The organism is Enterococcus italicus DSM 15952 (assembly GCF_000185365.1).
In the GTDB taxonomy this organism is placed as follows: domain Bacteria; phylum Bacillota; class Bacilli; order Lactobacillales; family Enterococcaceae; genus Enterococcus_G; species Enterococcus_G italicus.
This window is the reverse complement of the sequence record NZ_GL622241.1, coordinates 2004325-2023671: the sequence shown is the minus strand read 5'-3', so window position 1 is coordinate 2023671 and position 19347 is coordinate 2004325. Positions and strand designations below refer to the sequence as shown.

Sequence of the window (19347 nt, the reverse complement as noted above, 5' to 3'; positions counted from 1 at the left end):
AAATAGTAATATTTATTAATAAAATAGATTGTAAAATAAAGAATATATATTATATTGTTAGATAATTATTGGATTTTTATTCAGAAAAGAGTGAGTTTTAATGAATATCGGTATCGTAGGAGTTACGGGGTACAGCGGAATGGTGTTGTACTCTTTTCTCATCAATCATTCAGAAGTCGATCATATTTATTTATATGGAAATCAACAGAATGAAGAACCTCGTCGACTGACAGATGAGGTGCCGGCCTTTGGGATGAGCGAGCAAATGATTTATCCATTTGACTCAAAAAAAGTGATGGAGCAAGTCGATTGTTTATTTTTTGCCACGCCTTCTGGTATAGCTAGTCAATTAGCCGACGAGTTCATTCAGTGTGGCTTTCCCGTGATTGATTTGTCCGGGGATTACCGTCTATCCTCATCTGATGAATACGACACTTGGTATGGTCAACCCAATCGCACCTTACCAGATGCTGCTAAGGTCACCTATGGCTTAAGTGAATTTACGAAATCTTATGCGACTTATGTAGCCAATCCAGGATGCTACGCGACAGCGGCTTTACTTGCCTTAGCACCACTAGCAATTGAAGGTTGGCTAGATCCGACATCGATTATTATTGATGCCAAATCCGGCGTTTCTGGATCAGGAAAAAAATTAGCGCCAACCAGTCAGTTTACCTTTATTAATGAAAATGCTTGGGTGTACAAACTAAATCAACACCAACACATTCCCGAAATGGTACAGCAACTACACCAATGGGACCAAGAAATCGAAGCCATTCAGTTTTCGACGACTTTATTACCAATCACACGAGGCCTTATAGCCAACCAATACGTCAGGCTGAAAAAACAAGTAACCCAAGAAGAACTGAACCAGCTATATCAATCCTATTATCAAGCTAGTCAATTTGTTCGTTTTAAAGAGCAGCATTTACCGACCATTAAAGAGGTTACTGGCTCAAATTTTTGCGACATCGGGCTTGTCATGAATGAAGCAACCCAAGTCGTAACGATTGTTTCTGTCATTGATAATTTAGTAAAAGGTGCGGCGGGACAGGCAGTGCAGAATTTTAATAAGTTGTTTGGATTTGAGGAATCAACAGGGCTCCCCCTTCTTCCTCAATTTCCATAATAAGGAGGAACAAATGATGACAGAGTGGGAAGAACAATCGTTTATTTGGCCGAAAGGATACACTAGTGATGCAGTGCACGCTAAGTTACGATATAGCAAATTAGATGTCGGGTGGTTAGTATCTGAGGTGCCGGCCGCGGCTGCGGGAGTCTATACGACCAATCAATTTTGTGCCGCACCGACAGCAATCACCAAGCAATTAATCCAAAAAAAACATACGCTTCAAGCACTTGTGATGAACAGTGCCTTCGCCAATGCCTGTACGGGAGAACAAGGTGTCAAAGATGTATCCCAAGAACAACAATGGGTCGCCGAAAAGTTGGCGATTACGCCTGATTTAGTCGGAGTAGCGTCGACGGGACTCATCGGCAGCTATTTACCGATGGCTAAGATGGAAAAAGGAATTCAAGCATTAAAACAAACATCGAACACCCTTTTGACAGAAGCCATCTTGACGACTGATACCAAGACCAAAACACTTTGCCTAACAGCTACAATCGGGGGAAAACAATGTACATTTAGCGGCTTTGCCAAAGGGTCGGGGATGATTCACCCGAATATGGCGACCATGCTAGGATTTGTCGTGACCGACTGTCAGATTGCGCCTGATTGTCTCCAAACGATGCTGAGTACTCTTACCGATGAGACGTTTAATCAAATCACTGTCGATGGCGATACTTCAACCAATGATATGGTGCTCTTATTAGCAAATGGTGTGGCGGGTAATCAAGAAGTGACGACTGAGCACGAAGACTATCCGCTCGTCAAAAACTTGTATCACCTTTTGCTAACGGAGCTAGCAAAAATGATTGCTCGAGATGGTGAAGGAGCAACCAAATTAATTGAAGTAACTGTCGATGGTGCCAAGACCAAAAAAGAAGCACAGGCGATAGCAAAAGCAATTGTCGGTTCTAATTTAGTTAAAGCAGCGATGTTTGGCAATGATCCAAACTGGGGTAGAATCATTAGCACGATTGGTGCCACGAGTGCCACATTTGATCCAAATAAGGTCGCCGTACAATTGAATGAAATTACCGTGGTGGCAGATGGCCAGCCAGTCGCATTTTCGGAACAAGCGGCAAGTAAGTCACTAGAACAAGAGATAGTCTTTGTACACGTGGATATAAACGCAGGTGCACACTCCGGTAAGGCATGGGGCTGTGATTTGACCTATGATTATGTCAAAATCAATGCCACGTATTCGACTTAAATGGTTACGCATAGAGTAGAGAAAAGTAGAGAAAAGAGGGAGCATATGGAAAATGTAATTGTCATAAAAATTGGTGGCAATGCGATGAATGACTTAACCGAAGCTTTTTATAGCCAACTGGCCGAATGGCGTAGAATGGGCAAAAAGATCGCGATTGTCCATGGTGGAGGCAATAAAATTACGGAGTTTTCTCAAAAAGTACACCTCCCCGTTCGTAAAGAAAATGGCATTCGGGTGACTGATTTTGCCACATTAGAAATCACCCGAATGGTTCTCTTAGGCTATGCGCAACCACAAATATTGCAACAATTAGCTCAGCATGATCTAGCAGCGATTGGTTTACATGCAGCAAGCAATCACTTGCTTTTAGGTACATGTCTTGATCGAGACCGCTATGGCTTTGTCGGGGAAATCACCCAAGTAAATGAGCCGTATCTTTCGTCGATCTTAGAAAATGAAATTGGTGTTTTGGCACCATTAGCCATCGATGAATCGGGTAACTGGCTAAATGTCAATGGAGATACGGCCGCAGCGAGTGTAGCAAGTCTTCTAAAAGCGGAGGCTCTTTATCTGGTGACAGATGTCCCCGGTGTCTTAAAAGATGGCAAAGTTATCAAACAACTCACAGCAAAGCAAACCACCACGTTGCAACAACAAAATATCATTACAGCCGGCATGCAACCGAAGCTGAAAGCGGCGTTTCATGCATTAAAAAGCGGCGTACAAAAAATCGTGATTACCAACGTCTTATCACAAGCAGGCACAACGATTTTAAAGGAAGGGGCACAGACTTATGGCTACACTATTTCCAACGTATAACCGGTTTCCATTTGAACTTATTTCTGGAGAAGGCGTGACCGTTTTTGACCAAGAAGGCAATTCCTATCTGGATTTGACGAGTGGGATTGGCGTTTGTAACTTAGGGTATAATGTCAAACAATTAAATGAAGCAGTCACAGCGCAACTCGGTCAAATCTGGCATACATCTAATCTATATGAAAGCCACTTGCAAGAGGAAGTCGCTGAAAAATTGACCCAAGGCACAGAAAAGGTCGTCTTTTTCTGTAACTCAGGAACAGAAGCCAATGAAGCTGCCCTAAAGTTAGCCCGTAAAGCGACAGGCAAAACAAAAATTCTGTCATTTGCGCATTCTTTCCACGGCCGTTCAGTAGGGTCTTTGTCACTGACTGGCAATGAGAAAATAAAGGAAGGATTTGGCGACTTATTGTCCGATGTGACGTTCGTTGCCTATAACGACTTTCACTCCTTACAAGCCATTACGAGTGAGTATGCGGCAGTGATTGTCGAAGTGATTCAAGGAGAAGGTGGCATGACAGCAGGAGAGGCGGATTGGTTAGAAGCGCTAGATGCCGAATGCAAAGAAAAAGGTGTGCTATTGATTATCGATGAAGTACAGACTGGTATCGGGCGAACCGGAAAATTATTTGCCTATCAACATTACGCACTTGATCCTGATATCGTTACCTCGGCTAAAGGTCTTGCAAATGGCATTCCAGTCGGGGCGATGATTGGTAAAAAGGAACTGGCGGCTGCCTTTTCTGCCGGCACTCATGGTACGACATTTGGTGGCAATCCCCTAGCGATGGCTGCTGCAAACCAAGTATTGACGATAATCGATGATGAATTTTTAGAAGCGGTGACACAAAAGGCAGATTTATTTTGGTATTACTTAGAGAAAGAGTTAAGTGATATCGAGTTCGTTGAAGGGATTTCGGGTAAAGGGTTAATGATAGGCATTCATCTGGCAAAAGAACTGCCAGTAGCCGACGTCATTCAAGCCTTGCATCAAGAAGGTATACTGACTCTATCGGCACACGGCAACACCTTACGACTATTACCACCCCTTGTAATCAAAGGTGCGGAATTAATCGAAGCTAGTCAAAAAATAAAACAAGTCTTACAAACAAGTATGGTCCATCAATAGGGGGTAGTGTATGCATTTTCAAGAAAAATCCTTTTTAAAAGAAATCGACTTTAACGCTAGTGAGCTGACATACTTGATTGATTTTGCGATTCACTTAAAGGCACTCAAGCAACAACACATTCCCCATCCCTATTTAGCCGGTAAAAATATCGCGCTATTATTTGAAAAGACTTCTACTCGTACGCGGTCAGCATTTACCGTAGCGGCGAGTGACTTAGGCGCGCATCCTGAATTTTTAGGGAAAGAGGATATCCAATTAGGCAAAAAAGAATCAGTCAGTGACACTGCTAAAGTATTAGGTAGTATGTTTGATGGCATTGAATTTCGTGGATTTGATCAACAAGTAGTCGAACGACTAGCCGCCGATAGCAATGTACCAGTCTGGAATGGCTTGACAGATAGCTGGCATCCGACGCAAATGATTGCGGATTTTATGACACTGAAAGAGCAATTTGGGACATTAGCTGATAAGACCATTGCTTATGTCGGTGACGGGCGCAACAATGTAGCCAATAGTCTACTCGTCACCGGCGCGATACTCGGAGTCTCGATTCATATCGCCGCACCCGCTTCGCTGCAACCAGAAAAATGGGTGCGTAAGCTAGCTGAGCAGTATGCCAATGAGTCAGGTGCGACAATCTTTATCACCGATCAAGTAGAAGAAGCTGTTAAAGGCGCCGATGCTTTGTATACAGATGTATGGGTTTCAATGGGGGAAGAGATTGATGTTACTGAGCGAATTAACGTATTGCTTCCATATCAAATAAATGCCTCGTTAATGAAAAAAACTGGCAAGGCCGATACCATCATCTTGCATTGCTTGCCAGCGTTTCATGATCAGCAGACAGTGATGGGCAAGCAGTTAGCGGAGCAATTTCAAGTTCCTGCTTTGGAAATAACCGATGATGTTTTTAAAAGTGAACGGTCCAAAGTATTTGAGCAAGCGGGCAATCGGATGCATGCCATTAAGGCCATCATGGCAGCAACATTGGGAAATTTATTTATTCCGACGAGTTTTTTTGAACAAAAATGAAAGCAACTTTTTTGTGAGTGTAGTCGTAAGACTGCCGTCGCTCATGAAAAAGTTGCTTTTTTTAGGCAAAATCAGACAAATAACAAAAAAATGAAAGAATTTTCTGAAAAATAATTGACTTTTTTATAAATTAGGATTATTTTAATAGACAACTAATGAAAAATTCTTTAAAAAGAAAGGATGAAACGACATGAATCAATCAATCGCTTTAGTCATTATTATTAAGAGTAGGACGTAGAGAATTGGCAAGCAATGTTGCTAATGACTAGGTCCTATTCGCTTTTGTCGAATAGGATTTTTTTTATAGAAAAATTTAGAGATGATTGACTGTCAGATTTTACCTTTGTGTATTCATTAGTACTGGAGAGAGAAAGAAGGAATAAAAATGAAACAAGTAACAGCAGCAAGTAAGTGGGTTTCAAAATATTTTACACTCTTGGTGGTCGTAGCCGCCGTCTTTGCATTTATGGTGCCAGCAGTCGGTTTAGCAATTGTACCGTACGCTTCGTATTTGTTAATGGTTGTATTATTCGGAATGGGACTAAGCTTAAATGTGGCCGATTTTAAACGGATTGCGAAAAATCCTTTACCAGTAATTTTAGGAACGGTTGCCCACTATGTGATTATGCCCAGTTTGGCGTTTCTTTTAGTGAAATTATTCCATTTAGAAGGTGCATTAGCTGTCGGTGTCATCTTGGTCGGCTCAGCACCATCTGGAACATCTTCCAATGTTATGGCCTTTATCGCAGGTGGTGATGTGGCACTCGATGTGTCGATTGGTGTGCTATCTACCTTGTTAGCGCCTGTCATGTTACCATTATTGGTATCTTTCCTAGCAGGAAGTTACATTGATGTCCCGGCAGCTGCAATGTTTTTTAACACAATCAAAATTGTTTTATTGCCAATCGTTTTAGGTGTTGTGTTGCACACTTTCTTTGGTCATAAGCTAGATAAGGTGAATCAAGTGACACCAATGATTTCTCAACTGGCAATCTTAACATTGATCGTTGCAGTCTTTTCAGCGAACCATGCGACATTTACCAATGCAGCGACGTTACTAGTTATTCCTGTCGTGATGCTGCATAATTTATGTGGTTATGCACTTGGTTTTGTTTTTGCCAAAGCAATCAAGCTCGATCATGCGCAACAAAAGGCAATTACCTTTGAAGTAGGAATGCAAGATTCAGCTCTAGCTGCTACACTTGCTTTGAAATTTTTTACACCACAAGCAGCAGTGGCCGCAACCATCTTTTCGATTTGGCACAATTTATCAGGCTCTGTTTTAGCTACATGGTGGAAAGGCCGCGATGAAAAAGCTGTGAAAGAAGTTGAAGCTACCACCCAATCTGTCGCCTAAGGAAATAGCAAAACAGGATTAGGCACTATGATAAAAAGACCAGAAAATCCAAATGTTTGAAAAAAATTTGGATTTTCTGGCTTTTTGTTTATAGTTGAGTCTGCCTTAGCTGCTTTTTATTCTTTTTTTGCTGCCGCGAAAAAGCGAATATAGAACCAAATTAAGCAAATGATGTTGCCGGCAACAAGTAATGTTTTTCCTGGTAAACTATTCATCAGTTCTTGCAAACTAGCAGTACGAATCAGTAAGCCACAGAGCGCTGAAAAATAGAGAAACGGTCCAATTGCTACAAGGATAGCTCTTTGCTTGGTCCAATGTTTAAGATAATAGACTGTAATTACAACTAAAAATAAACCAATCAACGTAACCATAAAGCGATTTGAAACGGAGATGGTTATAAAAGATGGTAGAAAGATTTGTGAGCCAATCACACCAACTAGTAACCCACCAATTAACAACGAGCAAACCGTGTATAAAATGATTTTATTCTGTATCAGTCTTTGGTAGATACTCTTTTGAATAATCAAAAAGACACAAACGATAAAAAGAATCGTTAAAAGCCCATTCAGTACGAAACTCCCGACACGTAATTGATTTGTCGCATCACTAAATTGAGAGAGGAGTGTATAAAAACTACTTAGACCAAAGATATAACCAGCCCATTTGACTAACGTATAGTTACTAGCTTTAGGGAACGTATCGAGTAATTGTTCGGCTAATTGTTGGGGCTGATGTCCGTAATAATCGGCGGCACTTACGCCATCGTTTTGAGCATCAAGCATATCTTGTAGTATTTGCAAAAGTTGCTCTTCCAATTGTTGCTCATTCAAGAAAAATCCTCTAATCCGCGTATACACAAGCAAATCGCTATAATAGCGTTCGTTTTCTTTTGTTAATTGTTCCCGTAGTTGATTATTTTGTTCGATAAGTTGTTCTGTTTCACTGTTCGTCATTGTTCATCGCTCCTTTAAGTTGTTGAAAATGTGCGACTGTCCGCAATAAATCCTGCCACTCCTCTAAAAAATCACTGGCCAATGTGGCTCCTAAAGGGGTGACTTGATAATACTTTCGATCGGGTCCATCAGGTGATGGCTTCATGTAGCTAGTCAGGGCCCCTTTTTTCTCTAATTTTTGCAAAAGAGGGTAGACGGTGCCACCGACTATTTCAGTAAACCCTAATTGTTTTAAATTCTGGACTAGCTCATAGCCATATACTTCTTTTTGCTGAATAAACAATAAAACGCATCCCTCTAAGACACCTTTTAATAACTGAGTACTTTTCATAATCCCTCCAATAGCTAGTATGTAATACAACTTAGTTGATAATCACAGTGTAGCAGATGTTAACTAGTATGTAAAGCATAATAGTTGTAAGTAGAATAAAAAGGTAGTGATAGAAGATGACATGCTCTTTTATAAAATAATTATACTAATATAGTAAAACCATTTACTAATTTTACTAAATGTATTGAATTTTAAAGGCTGATAATCTATAATAAACGAGAATGAAACAGAATATTTAGGAGGGATTTTAAGATGAGTAAAAAAGAAAGCGATTTACTGAAAGCGTTTGAGCAAGAGTTTGGTACGGCGGGAGAAGCAACGTATTTTTCTCCAGGACGGATTAATTTAATTGGTGAACATACCGACTACAATGGCGGACATGTATTCCCTAGTGCGATAACTTTAGGGACATATGGTGTATATCGTGCAAGAGATGATCGTAAGGTTTGTCTATTTTCAGGCAACTTCGCTTCACTTGGCGTGATTGAGTTTGACTTAGATCATCTTGAATTTGAAAAAGACCATCAATGGGCAAACTATGCGAAAGGGATGATTCGTTATCTGTCAGAAGACTATGGCACCTTGCCACATGGTTTTGATTGCTATATTTATGGAACAATTCCTAATGGAGCTGGTCTGTCCTCATCTGCTTCATTAGAATTATTAATCGGTGTCATTGTAAATGAAGAGTATGGACTAAATGCTTCACGCTTAGCGTTGATTAAGTTAGGTAAGAAAGTCGAAAATGAATTCATAGGGGTTAACTCAGGGATTATGGATCAGTTTGCAGTCGGTATGGGGCAAAAAAACCATGCGATATTACTTGACTGTGAGACCTTAGCGTATGATTTGGTGCCAGTAAAAATGGACAACCATGTCATCGTTATTATGAATACAAATAAACGACGAGAACTTGCAGACTCAAAATACAACGAGCGACGCGCTGAATGTGAAGAAGCACTTAAACTCATTCAATCAGTCGAACAGGTCGAATCACTGGGTCAATTGACCATTGCACAATTAGAAAAAGTCCAAGGATTATTTGAATCAAACGAAACCTTGTATCGTCGGGCTCGCCATGCTGTGAGTGAAAATCAACGAACCCTAGATGCCAAAGAAGCATTGGAAGCAAACCAACTCACAGTATTTGGCCAACTATTAAATGCTTCCCATACATCCTTGCGTGATGATTATGAAGTGACTGGGAAAGAATTAGATACAATTGTTGCACATGCACAAGCACAGGAAGGAACGCTTGGAGCTCGGATGACTGGTGCAGGATTTGGTGGTTGCGCCATTGCATTGGTTGAAAAAGAGGCTGTCACAACGTTCATCAATCATGTCGGCCAAGCCTATGAACAAGAAATTGGCTATCCAGCAGCCTTTTATGTTGCAGATATTGCTGATGGAACAAGCTTGCTTAGTGAAGGAGCACATGTATGACAATCTTAGTACTTGGTGGAGCAGGCTATATTGGCTCTCATGCAGTAGATCAGTTTATTACAGCTGGCTTTGATGTGGCAGTCGTTGATAATTTATTAACTGGTCATCGTAAGGCGGTACATCCAGCAGCTCGTTTCTATGAGGGCGACATTCGCAATAAAGCATTTATGCAGTCTGTATTTAAAAAAGAATCAATCGAAGGGGTGATTCATTTTGCGGCGAGTTCATTAGTTGGTGAGTCCATGGAACGACCGTTGTTATATTTTGACAACAATGTTTACGGGACGCTAGTGACACTGGAAGTGATGCATGAATATGGAGTCAAACGAATCGTCTTCTCATCTACTGCTGCGACTTATGGAGAACCCAATGAAACTCCTATTACCGAAAATATGCCAGCTTCGCCGAAGAATCCATACGGGGAAAGTAAGCGAATGATGGAAAATATGATGCGGTGGTGTGATGAGGCGTATGGCATTCGTTATGTTGCGTTGCGTTATTTTAATGTCGCAGGAGCGAAATTAGACCATTCAATCGGTGAAGATCATACACCAGAGACACATCTTGTCCCGCTATTATTACAGACGGCACTCGGCCAAAGAGAGTCTTTTACGATTTTTGGGGAAGATTATCCGACAAAAGATGGTACCTGTGTGCGCGACTATGTTCATGTAGTAGATTTGATTCAGGCGCATTTAAAAGCCTATGATTATTTGGTGAACGGTGGAAAAAGTGATGCATTCAATCTAGGGAGCAATGAAGGATTTAGTGTCAAAGAAATGCTGACTGCAGCACGTCAGATTACTGGAAAAGAAATTCCGGTCAAAGTCGGACCGCGACGTGCAGGTGACCCAGCTGTTCTTGTCGCATCACCACAAAAAGCAAAAACAATTTTAGGATGGACGCCAGAGTATACGACGATTGAAACGATTTTCTCTTCTGCTTGGTCGTGGCATCAGACACATCCACACGGGTATGCAAAGGAGGAGTAGAGATGAGCAACGATAAATGGATTCACTATTTTGTCGATGGCGTTATTCATGAAGCTGAGTGGACAGAGTATGACCGCGATTATTTGGTGAATCGCGTGATAGCACTGATTGGAATGAACGAGATTGCAGCTGACGATTATAGTAGACCAACACCACTGCCAGCACTAGTGACATGTAAAAATCACTTAGTTGAGATGGCTGTGAGCAATGGTGCAATCGCTGATTCATTTAGCGCACGTGACCAACTAGGTGCGACACTGATGGACTTGATTACACCTTCACCAACAAAAGTAAATCAAACGTTTCATCAATATGCTGAAACAGATGCTCAAAAAGCGACGGATTATTTTTATCAATTAAGCTGCCAAAATGATTACATTAAGACAGAAGCCATTGCAAAAAATATCCGATTCTTTTCAAAACAAAAATATGGGACGTACGAGATTACGATTAATCTATCCAAGCCTGAAAAAGATCCGAAAGAAATTGCTTTGGCACGAACGATGAAAACAAGCAAGTATCCGCGGACGATGTTAGCACCAGAAAATGAAGGCTATCAAGGACGGGTGGATTATCCATCACGGGTCAATCATCGTATTATTTGGTTTCCGATGGGGGCAGAGACATGGGGCTTTCAGTACTCCCCCTATGCGTATTATCAAGAGCACTGCATCTTTTTGAATCAGAAAGTCGTACCGATGAAAATCACTCAACAGACGTTTGAGCGTCTATTAGGAATTATTGATCGCTTCCCGCATTATTTTGTCGGATCGAATGCTGATTTACCGATTGTCGGAGGGTCTATATTGTCGCATGATCATTACCAAGGCGGACTAGATGTCTTTCCGATGAGCCAAGCGACGATTGATTGGTTGCAACCTGATACGGTATCTGCTTCTGTACAATTAGGAATTGTTAACTGGCCAATGTCGGTCATTCGCCTGTCTAGTTCAAGCAAAGAAGAGTTGGTGGCTTGTGCGACGTCGGTATTGGCTTACTGGGATGAGTATTCAGATCTATCACAAGATATCGTAGCGCATGCAGAAGATGGTACAAGACACCATACGATTACGCCGATTGCGAGACAGCGCGATGGGGTGTATGAGCTTGATCTGGTGCTTCGCGACAATCATACGACAGCGACTTATCCAGACGGTCTATTCCATCCACATCCACAATACCATCATATTAAGAAAGAAAATATTGGTTTAATAGAAGTAATGGGCTTAGCGATTTTGCCACCACGCTTGAAAGATGAATTAGCAGAAGTGAAAAAAACCCTTATAGGAGAAAATAGCCAAGTTGTATCAGCACATCAAGATTGGGTGGAAGACTTAAAAGCGCAAGTGGACGGACCGTTATCCGAAGAGCAAGCGGATGCACTGATTGAGCAATCATTAGGCGAAATTTTTGAGCAAATTTTGGAAAATGCGGGTGTTTTTAAACGGACAGAAGCAGGACAAAACGCTTTCCGAGCGTTTGTTTCCAGATGGCAAGCCGATAGAAAAGGAGCATAGCGATGAAAGTCGAAAAAAAAGTATTTGGTACACAGGGAGAATATGTGTATCAACTGACAAATGATCATGATTTGACATTACGGGTTACCAATTATGGTGCCCGTGTTGTTTCGTTAAAATGGGAAAAAGCAGAGCAAGAGGTAGTGATTATTCCGGGTTTTGCTTCGGCAGCAGAGTACCGCAAGCAAGATGTCTACTTTGGTGCAACAATTGGTCGTGTGGCTGGCCGGATTGCTAACGCCAAAGCAGAGCTCAATGGTCAGGAGTACCAATTTGATAAAGTAGAAGGACCGCACAGTCATCACGGTGGCTTCCAAGGGTTTCATAATCAGTTATGGCAAGCGACGTATACCATTGAGCGTGATCAGATTCATTTTATCTTTTCTTATACAAGTGTGGATGGAGAAAGTGGCTATCCAGGTAAGCTTAATGTAGCCGTTCATTACTATTTAACGAATACAAATGAATGGCGAATCCAATATGAAGCAAAAAGTGATCAAGATACGTTCTTTAACCCGACCAATCATGCCTACTTTTATACCGGCTTGCATGAGAAAACCAATCATGCCGTTCGGCTACATGTCAAGGCAAGTCGCTACACACCAATTCAATCTGATGGTATCCCACTAACGATTGCTTCTGTCGCAAATACTGCTTTTGATTTGCGGGATGATTCAGGAGTCGATTTGCTGGCTTGCTTGGCAAGTGAAGACGAGCAAATTCGACTTGTGGCTGGCATTGATCATGGCTTTGTATTAGACAAGCGGGAAGAGGATGAACCAGCTGTGTGGCTGGATACTCCGCACTATCGACTAAAGATGTTTACTGATCGTCCAAGCACGGTGATTTATACATTTAATGGTGCAGATGAGCACCGAAACATGGACAACCAACTCATCTGTCAGCATGATGTGATTGCATTTGAAACCCAAGTCCTACCTGATGCTGTCCATCATGATAACTTTGGTAATGTGATCTTAAAAAAGGATGAACTCTTCTATTCAACCACGGCCTTTCAATTTTTAATAAAATAAGTAACTTTTATAATAAAATATATTTACATCTTTAGCAAAATAATTTATTATAAGGATGTAGAAACGCTTACAAAAATTGGAGGGTAAAGGAAATGAAGAAACATTTTGGTATCGGTTTGTTAAGTGTGATGGCATTGGGCAGATCCAGCAAAGCAACAGGCGCCTAAAGCTTGGCAGTCATTCTCGTTGAACCAAAAAAAGGAAGCGCTTTACAATTATACATATGAAAGTATACAAAGGTTGTTATCAGCGGGTGTTGATGTTGGCATGGTACAAATAGGAAACGAGACGAATAATGGCTTAGCGGGTGAAACTAGTTGGGAAGCAATGAGTCAATTATTTAATAAAGGGAGCCAAGCAGTTAGAAAAATAAGCGCAGAACAAAATACATTGATCAAAGTTGCGTTGCATTTCACTAATCCAGAAAAAGTAGATTGGTACCACAGTATTGGTCAAAAATTGAAAGAGAATAATGTAGATTATGATATTTTTGCTTCTTCTTATTATCCCTATTGGCATGGAACAATCGAAAATTTACAATCGGTATTAACTGATTACGCAACAAGGTATGACAAAGAAGTGATGATAGCTGAGACGTCTTACGCGTATACGTTCGCTGAAGGGGATGGGCATGGAAATACTATTCAAGAAAATGATGACTCCACTTTATACTATCCGGTATCTGTTCAAGGACAAGCAACTGCAGTTAGAGAAGTATTTCAGGCAGTTCAAAATGTCGGAACGAAAGGATTAGGTGTCTTTTATTGGGAACCAGCATGGATACCAGTAGGAATACCTAATCAAAAAACAGCAAATCAAGAAAAGTGGGAAACATATGGTTCGGGATGGGCTAGTTCATTTGCAGGAGAATATGATAGTGCAGATGCAGGTAAATGGTACGGAGGAAGTGCGATTGATAATCAAGCACTCTTTGACTTTGTAGGAAAACCACTAGCAAGTGCGAATATTTTCCAATACATCAAGACTGGTTCTATTGCTGAGAAAAAAGTCGTTTCAGTCTCAGAAGTTAAACCAACGATTGAGGTAGGCTCCGCTTTATCTTTACCCGAAACGGTACAAGTGAACTTTAATGATAACAGTAGCCAGGAAGTTTCAGTAGTGTGGAATAAAGATGATCTAGCAAACATCAATGCGAATGAACCGGGTACTTACGTAGTGAAAGGAGCGATACAAGGTTATGAGCAACAGGCCACAGCAACTGTCACCATACTAGCAAAAAACTATGTAACAAATGGAGGTTTTGAGCAAGAATTAGCTACTTGGCAACTAAAAAACCTTTTAGATCCTAATGATACTGCAACTGGAATGAGCCGCTCATGGGATGATCCAGCTGAGGGGACTTGGTCTTTACACTTTTATAGTGAGCAAGCTATCCATAGTGTCGCAAGCCAGGTCATTTCGAATTTGACAGTAGGAACATATCAATTAATAGCATCCATCCAAGGGGAACTAAAAGGAAACGAACCGAAAGCAATGTTGCGTGTAAAAGTCGGTGACGATATATATGAAACTGGTGCTACACTAGATGGTTGGAGAAACTGGCAAACACCAATCGTCCAATTTGAACTAACTGGCGATACGACAAAAAATGTGACTATTGAAATTGAACTTCAAGGTGATGCGGGTTCTTGGGGCACAATAGATGATATTCGCCTAATTCAATCGGCCGTTCCAACGTCACCAAGCGAAGAAGGAACAGAACCGGAAGAAACGACACCAAGTGAAGAAGGAACAGAACCGGAAGTAACGAAACCAAGTGAAAAAGATACAGGTACGGAATCAACAAAATCAATTGAAGATGAAAAACAAGACTCTGAGAAAGTGGTAGAAAGAACTAGTAATCAAAAAAATGAACCAAAAGCAGAGAGTTTGCCGAAAACGGGTAGTCGTGGAAGTATGAAATTAGTGTTGCTTGGCTCTCTGTTATTGAGTATTTGTGGCATTATAGTGGTGAAAACGATAATAGCTAGAAAATCAAGAGTAGATGGGTAAAAATGTAAGAACAATAAATTAATATAAAAAGAATCGACATCCCGGGTAACACAAACCTAGGATGTCGATTTTTTTTATGGTTGAAAGCTTTTTCGAATCACTAATTCTGTTCCGATGAGGACCGTCTTGGTAATGGTTCTTGGATGAACCAATTGCTCTAAAAGGAGATCGATAGCGGATTTGGCCATCTCATTGACATCAATGCGGAACGTGGACAATGGTGGTGAGACAAATTTTGCAATGTCGTTGTCATTGATACTTAATAGTTCAATATCATTAGGAATATTGATTGCAGCTTCATTAAATGCTTGTAAGACACCGACTGAGAGTGTATCAGAGGCCACTAAAATTGCTTCTGGTAAGTCTTCTCTGCAGCTGTCGATGAGCCGCTTAGCCAACGTATAGCCATTGTCTACAGAGAAGGGACCACCGGTAAACATGTAGTGCTCTTGATACAGGTCACGACTTATGAGTTCTTGTCGAAAGACGTGTTCACGACTATCTTCTTCTTCAATTTGCAAGTCAGGATGATAGTGAGAGCCACCGATGAATCCGATTGATTGGTAGCCTTTGTTTAAAAATGATTGGATTGCGACCGCGACACTGCGATCAGTATTAGGTCGGACAGTGTCGAAAAGCTCAGGCTCAGGATTGATTTCGAGAATGACGCCTCGTTTGTATTTCTTTTTTAGCGCGTGCATTTCATCAGAACGAAACCCGCCGACGCCGATGAAGCCATTGATGTCTGAAGGTAAGTCCGCTAGTTTCGTGGTCTTTTTGATTGCAATCAAGTCCATGTTGCTCAGCTTGGCGTATTTTTCAAGTGATTCTCGTAATTGTTTGAAGTACAAATCTTGTAACTCTTCCGATTCGCTCATCCAAAAGAGCAGGCCAATTCTATCGATAGGTGTCTTGATATTTGATCGATCATAGCCCAAGCTTAGAGCCGATCGGATGATTGCTTTGCGGGTGTCTTCGGCAATGGAAAGAGATTCGTCGCCATTTAATAGACGAGAGACGGTTGCTTGTGAAAAACCTGATTTGTTTGCAATCTCTTTAATGGTGACCATATCATTCGCCTCGTTTCTTTTTTACTATCTATGATATTAAAGAATGAAGTGTCTTGTTGTCAATGGATATTGGGGTAAAATCTAAAATATTTACAATATATAGTAAAATAATCACATAAAACGAGTTATTTTTGTTTATGTAGGGCGAAAAGGACGAAAGAAAAACCTTGTTACAGAATAAACATTCCGTAACAAGGTTTGCATTAATTTTCATAGAGAAATTAAGCCAATGTGGATGTCTTTGCTTTTTGGAGCTGTCTCATACCAGGTAAAAGTAAAACAACTGCTAGGCTAATCAAATAGATAATTGTCAAAAAGAGCATCACTGCTGTCAGTGAGTAATGATCAATCAGAAAGCCAATCAAGATAGAAGAGAACCCACCGATTGCTCGTCCTAAATTCATGATAAAGTTATTTGCTGTGGCGCGGATAGTTGTCGGATAAAGACTACTTATGATTGCGCCATAGCCGCCGTACATACCGTTAATAAAGTATCCAACGATCATTGCTGCGGCAACTAAGGTGAACTTGTTGGTTGCTAAAATCAAAAGATAAACACTCACCGAAGAGAATAATAAAAAGATAGCAAAGGCGATTTGTGGGCCAATCTTATCCATAATCGTACCAAACGTTAGCATACCAAGCGACATGCCAAGAATCGTGCACACCATCCAAAGAGAAGACCCTGATACTGAAAGATTGAGTCGTTGTTGCATAATGGAAGGCAGCCAGTTCATTAGACCAAAGTAGCCAGCGATTTGGACGGTCACCATAATGCTAAGACCAATCGTCTGTAAGGTGAGTTCCTTGGTGGTAAATAAATCAGCCAAGCGACTCGTTTTTTGCTCTTTTTGATTGTCGTGGAAGGCTCCTGGTTCCTTTAGATCACGACGAATGTAGAGCACCATGAAGATCGGTAAGACGCCGATCACATAAAGCATTTCCCAACCCAGAGTGGGAATAATGAATGATGCCAAAATTGCTGCTAGTGCAGCTCCGACTTGTGCGCCGACTCCGGCAATCGAAGTAGCGATGCCGAGATGCTTTTTAGAAATACTTTCTGAAAGCAGTGCCATACAAGCGCCATACTCGCCGCCTGCACCAATTCCTGCGATAAAACGGAATAAATAAACGAGGTAAATATTTGATGCGAAGTACATCAATACTGATGCAATCGAAAAAAGTAATACCGTGTAAGAAAAAACTTTGACGCGACCAAAGCGATCAGCCATCAGTCCGAAAAAAATGCCTCCAACTAACATCCCTAAATTCGTAATCGTCGAAATAAAGCCTGCCAACGTACTACTAATTCCAAAGGTTGTGATAATTGAAGACAGTGAAAAAGCTAAAAACATAATATCCATGTTCTCGAGTGCAATCCCTGCAGATGTAGAAAATAAGACCTTTTTCTGATACTTTGTCATAATGCCATCCCTTCTTTTGGAAAAGTTTTCCAAATTATCAAAATTTTATCGAAATGGATGGCAAAATGCAAGTATTTTTGAAAGAAATCAGGAAATTCTATTCAGCAGACGTATTACCTAGTTTTTCGGCAAAGGATTCTTGGACATAGACAGAGACTTGCCCATCATTTACAGGGAAAATTGCTTTGCCTGTTTCATCTAAGGTAATCTTTGCTTCATTGTTATGCAAAATATCAACAAAGGTTTTGTTCCCATAACGAGGGTGGAGCGTCATTTCTTTTTCGCCACCGGTGGCATTTGTCATCAAGACGACAAAGCCGCCGTCTTCTTGGCTTTCTTCACTGATGCAAGCCCAACCAATTACATTCGGGTCATCCATGGAGTCAATTTCTTTGCCATCTAAAAGTTGTTGACGTACGGCTAATAAATCATGCAAAGGTTGACCGACAGGTGCGACGTCTTTGCTTGGAATCCCATATAAATCGCCCCAGAAAACAACCGGTGTTCCTTCTTGTCTTAGTAAAATAGAGGCATAAGCGTGTAGTTTAAACCAACCATCGACCCAAGATTCAAGACTTTGTCCAATTTGCGTGTCATGATTATCGACAAAAGTGACCGCAAAATCGGGTTGGTTGAAGACAAATGTATTATCAAAAAGCGTGCTCATGTCGAACTCGCCATTGGAGTTCGCTGCATTGTAAAATTGAAAATGCAAGGGGACATCAAAGAGATTGACCATATTGCCGGAAGATTTTAAGTATTCTTCTAGTTTTGCCGTCTCTTCTGACCAGTACTCACCGACGACAAAGAGCTCACGATCGGCTTGCTTATTACGATTCATTAACCAATCGACATAATAAGAGAACTCAATATGCTTGACTGCATCAAGTCGGAAGCCATCGACACCCGTCTGTTCATAAAACCAAGAGCCCCATTTTTCTAATTGATTGATGGTGTCGGCATTATTCATATCTAAGTCGCAGCCCATCAAGTAATCAAAGTTTCCTTTTTCGCCGTCGACTTCCTCGTTCCAGCCTTTGTCGCCAATATTAAACAAAGCGTGGCTTTTCGTGCGCTCGTCATAGTCCACGCCTGAAAAATTTTGCCATGTCCATACGTAATCATCATACGTACCCTTCCGACCAGGGAAGGTGAATTTTGTCCAGGCTTCAATTTCTTCTTCTTGGCTTTCTTCTTCCTTTCGATTGTCTTGATTGTATTGCACGGCGGGGAACTTCTCCACCTCGTCAGCGCCAAGCATATGATTGAAGACAATATCGGCATATACAGCTAAACCGGCTTCCTTCAAGGAGTGGATTGCGGCAAAGTACTCGTCTTTTGAGCCATATTTGGTCGGAATGGTCCCTTTTTGATCAAATTCACCTAAATCAAATAAATCATAGACACCATAACCGACATCGTCTTTACCGGCTGCTCCTTTGTAAGCAGGTGGTAACCAAATACCAGTGAATCCAAGCTTAGAAAATTCTTCAGCCTTTGATGCGAGTAGTTGCCAATGGGATCCGTCATTGGGTAGATACCATTCGAATCCTTGTAAGATGACCTCTTTTGCCATAATAATGCCTCCTTCGATAAATCTAGCTACAGTGTAATCCATTTTGGATTCTTAGGGAACTAAATGCTATTGAGAAGAATCGTGATGAGTGAGTGATTGGGTGTGATAGAAATAAAGAATAGCCTAAAAATGAGATAATAATAGATAATCGCAGTTTTTTATCATTTTTTATCCGTCGTGATAGCGAAAGGCAATCAGGCAAATGATTGACTCTGGATGAATTTCTCGCTATGATGACAACAATTTCATAGGCTGCGATGAAGAGATAAGTACCTAAGCAACGATCTTAAAGAGAACTCGGGTAGGTGAGAGCGAGTAGA

The 19347-nt window shown here is 41.0% G+C and carries 16 protein-coding genes, 1 pseudogene and 1 other annotated feature (1 of these 18 only partly in view); of the genes and pseudogenes, 12 read left to right on the top strand and 5 right to left on the bottom strand.

Annotation, left to right across the window (positions count from 1 at the left end; all coding sequences use genetic code 11):
* The first annotated feature begins 100 nt into the window (after positions 1 to 100).
* The 6 genes from argC (at position 101) to HMPREF9088_RS09305 (ending at position 6674) form a co-directional block, all read left to right on the top strand.
* The gene (gene argC, locus HMPREF9088_RS09330; protein ID WP_007208980.1) at positions 101 to 1129 is read left to right on the top strand and encodes an N-acetyl-gamma-glutamyl-phosphate reductase; all 1029 of its coding nucleotides are present in this window, start codon (positions 101 to 103) and stop codon (positions 1127 to 1129) included.
* A gap of 13 nt (positions 1130 to 1142) precedes the next feature.
* Positions 1143 to 2339, top strand: a complete 1197-nt coding sequence (argJ, locus tag HMPREF9088_RS09325; RefSeq protein ID WP_007208979.1) for a bifunctional glutamate N-acetyltransferase/amino-acid acetyltransferase ArgJ — start codon at positions 1143 to 1145, stop codon at positions 2337 to 2339.
* 45 nt (positions 2340 to 2384) lie between these two features.
* Positions 2385 to 3158, top strand: coding sequence for an acetylglutamate kinase (gene argB, locus HMPREF9088_RS09320; RefSeq protein ID WP_040366955.1), 774 nt, complete (start codon positions 2385 to 2387; stop codon positions 3156 to 3158).
* The gene (argD, locus tag HMPREF9088_RS09315; RefSeq protein ID WP_007208977.1) at positions 3133 to 4284 is read left to right on the top strand and encodes an acetylornithine transaminase; all 1152 of its coding nucleotides are present in this window, start codon (positions 3133 to 3135) and stop codon (positions 4282 to 4284) included. The genes argB and argD overlap by 26 nt, the downstream gene beginning before the upstream one ends.
* A 10-nt stretch (positions 4285 to 4294) precedes the next feature.
* Complete coding sequence (gene argF, locus HMPREF9088_RS09310) at positions 4295 to 5317, top strand: ornithine carbamoyltransferase (protein ID WP_007208976.1); 1023 nt, start codon at positions 4295 to 4297, stop codon at positions 5315 to 5317.
* A 385-nt stretch (positions 5318 to 5702) separates the two neighbouring features.
* Entirely contained in the window at positions 5703 to 6674 is a 972-nt protein-coding gene (locus tag HMPREF9088_RS09305) for a bile acid:sodium symporter family protein (protein WP_007208975.1), read from the top strand.
* A gap of 116 nt (positions 6675 to 6790) precedes the next feature.
* On the opposite strand, the gene HMPREF9088_RS09300 is transcribed toward HMPREF9088_RS09305, so the two are convergent.
* Both HMPREF9088_RS09300 and HMPREF9088_RS09295 read right to left on the bottom strand, forming a co-directional pair.
* Positions 6791 to 7627: a DUF1129 domain-containing protein gene (locus HMPREF9088_RS09300; RefSeq protein WP_007208974.1), complete on the bottom strand. Its 837-nt coding sequence runs from the start codon at positions 7625 to 7627 to the stop codon at positions 6791 to 6793.
* A complete protein-coding gene (locus HMPREF9088_RS09295) occupies positions 7614 to 7958 on the bottom strand; it encodes a PadR family transcriptional regulator (RefSeq protein ID WP_007208973.1) in 345 nt (114 codons plus the stop codon). Before HMPREF9088_RS09295 ends, HMPREF9088_RS09300 begins: the two co-directional genes overlap by 14 nt.
* Before the next feature lie 252 nt (positions 7959 to 8210).
* Here HMPREF9088_RS09295 and HMPREF9088_RS09290 point away from each other — a divergent pair, with 252 nt between their 5' ends.
* The 6 genes and pseudogenes from HMPREF9088_RS09290 (at position 8211) to HMPREF9088_RS12545 (ending at position 14957) form a co-directional block, all read left to right on the top strand.
* On the top strand, positions 8211 to 9401 hold the full coding sequence (locus tag HMPREF9088_RS09290; protein WP_007208972.1) for a galactokinase: 1191 nt from the start codon (positions 8211 to 8213) through the stop codon (positions 9399 to 9401).
* On the top strand, positions 9398 to 10393 hold the full coding sequence (gene galE / locus HMPREF9088_RS09285; protein ID WP_007208971.1) for a UDP-glucose 4-epimerase GalE: 996 nt from the start codon (positions 9398 to 9400) through the stop codon (positions 10391 to 10393). The genes HMPREF9088_RS09290 and galE overlap by 4 nt, the downstream gene beginning before the upstream one ends.
* A gap of 2 nt (positions 10394 to 10395) precedes the next feature.
* A complete protein-coding gene (locus HMPREF9088_RS09280) occupies positions 10396 to 11910 on the top strand; it encodes a UDP-glucose--hexose-1-phosphate uridylyltransferase (RefSeq protein WP_007208970.1) in 1515 nt (504 codons plus the stop codon).
* Positions 11911 to 11912: 2 nt separating this feature from the next.
* Positions 11913 to 12944, top strand: a complete 1032-nt coding sequence (locus tag HMPREF9088_RS09275) for an aldose epimerase family protein (protein WP_007208969.1) — start codon at positions 11913 to 11915, stop codon at positions 12942 to 12944.
* 144 nt (positions 12945 to 13088) lie between these two features.
* Positions 13089 to 14132, top strand: a pseudogene (locus tag HMPREF9088_RS12440) (glycosyl hydrolase 53 family protein); the annotation flags it as partial.
* Between the two features lie 138 nt (positions 14133 to 14270).
* On the top strand, positions 14271 to 14957 hold the full coding sequence (locus HMPREF9088_RS12545; protein ID WP_338063974.1) for an LPXTG cell wall anchor domain-containing protein: 687 nt from the start codon (positions 14271 to 14273) through the stop codon (positions 14955 to 14957).
* Between the two features lie 74 nt (positions 14958 to 15031).
* On the opposite strand, the gene HMPREF9088_RS09265 is transcribed toward HMPREF9088_RS12545, so the two are convergent.
* The 3 genes from HMPREF9088_RS09265 to HMPREF9088_RS09255 all read right to left on the bottom strand — a co-directional run bounded on the left by HMPREF9088_RS09265 (position 15032) and on the right by HMPREF9088_RS09255 (position 19027).
* Entirely contained in the window at positions 15032 to 16027 is a 996-nt protein-coding gene (locus HMPREF9088_RS09265) for a LacI family DNA-binding transcriptional regulator (RefSeq protein ID WP_007208967.1), read from the bottom strand.
* A 221-nt stretch (positions 16028 to 16248) separates the two neighbouring features.
* The gene (locus HMPREF9088_RS09260; protein ID WP_007208966.1) at positions 16249 to 17451 is read right to left on the bottom strand and encodes an MFS transporter; all 1203 of its coding nucleotides are present in this window, start codon (positions 17449 to 17451) and stop codon (positions 16249 to 16251) included.
* Positions 17452 to 17548: 97 nt separating this feature from the next.
* Positions 17549 to 19027 carry an alpha-amylase gene (locus HMPREF9088_RS09255; RefSeq protein ID WP_040366952.1) on the bottom strand — a complete coding sequence of 493 codons (1479 nt, stop codon included), beginning with the start codon at positions 19025 to 19027 and terminating at the stop codon, positions 17549 to 17551.
* Between the two features lie 248 nt (positions 19028 to 19275).
* Positions 19276 to 19347 (top strand) — a binding site (T-box leader) (it continues 155 nt past the right edge of the window).

What these genes read in the sequence shown, in the direction of transcription:
- argC (WP_007208980.1), top strand. Translation starts at nt 101, where the DNA reads ATGAATATCGGTATCGTAGGAGTTACGGGGTACAGCGGAATGGTGTTG.
- argJ (WP_007208979.1), top strand. Translation starts at nt 1,143, where the DNA reads ATGATGACAGAGTGGGAAGAACAATCGTTTATTTGGCCGAAAGGATAC.
- argB (WP_040366955.1), top strand. Translation starts at nt 2,385, where the DNA reads ATGGAAAATGTAATTGTCATAAAAATTGGTGGCAATGCGATGAATGAC.
- argD (WP_007208977.1), top strand. Translation starts at nt 3,133, where the DNA reads ATGGCTACACTATTTCCAACGTATAACCGGTTTCCATTTGAACTTATT.
- argF (WP_007208976.1), top strand. Translation starts at nt 4,295, where the DNA reads ATGCATTTTCAAGAAAAATCCTTTTTAAAAGAAATCGACTTTAACGCT.
- HMPREF9088_RS09305 (WP_007208975.1), top strand. Translation starts at nt 5,703, where the DNA reads ATGAAACAAGTAACAGCAGCAAGTAAGTGGGTTTCAAAATATTTTACA.
- HMPREF9088_RS09300 (WP_007208974.1), bottom strand. Translation starts at nt 7,627, where the DNA reads ATGACGAACAGTGAAACAGAACAACTTATCGAACAAAATAATCAACTA.
- HMPREF9088_RS09295 (WP_007208973.1), bottom strand. Translation starts at nt 7,958, where the DNA reads ATGAAAAGTACTCAGTTATTAAAAGGTGTCTTAGAGGGATGCGTTTTA.
- HMPREF9088_RS09290 (WP_007208972.1), top strand. Translation starts at nt 8,211, where the DNA reads ATGAGTAAAAAAGAAAGCGATTTACTGAAAGCGTTTGAGCAAGAGTTT.
- galE (WP_007208971.1), top strand. Translation starts at nt 9,398, where the DNA reads ATGACAATCTTAGTACTTGGTGGAGCAGGCTATATTGGCTCTCATGCA.
- HMPREF9088_RS09280 (WP_007208970.1), top strand. Translation starts at nt 10,396, where the DNA reads ATGAGCAACGATAAATGGATTCACTATTTTGTCGATGGCGTTATTCAT.
- HMPREF9088_RS09275 (WP_007208969.1), top strand. Translation starts at nt 11,913, where the DNA reads ATGAAAGTCGAAAAAAAAGTATTTGGTACACAGGGAGAATATGTGTAT.
- HMPREF9088_RS12545 (WP_338063974.1), top strand. Translation starts at nt 14,271, where the DNA reads ATGAGCCGCTCATGGGATGATCCAGCTGAGGGGACTTGGTCTTTACAC.
- HMPREF9088_RS09265 (WP_007208967.1), bottom strand. Translation starts at nt 16,027, where the DNA reads ATGGTCACCATTAAAGAGATTGCAAACAAATCAGGTTTTTCACAAGCA.
- HMPREF9088_RS09260 (WP_007208966.1), bottom strand. Translation starts at nt 17,451, where the DNA reads ATGACAAAGTATCAGAAAAAGGTCTTATTTTCTACATCTGCAGGGATT.
- HMPREF9088_RS09255 (WP_040366952.1), bottom strand. Translation starts at nt 19,027, where the DNA reads ATGGCAAAAGAGGTCATCTTACAAGGATTCGAATGGTATCTACCCAAT.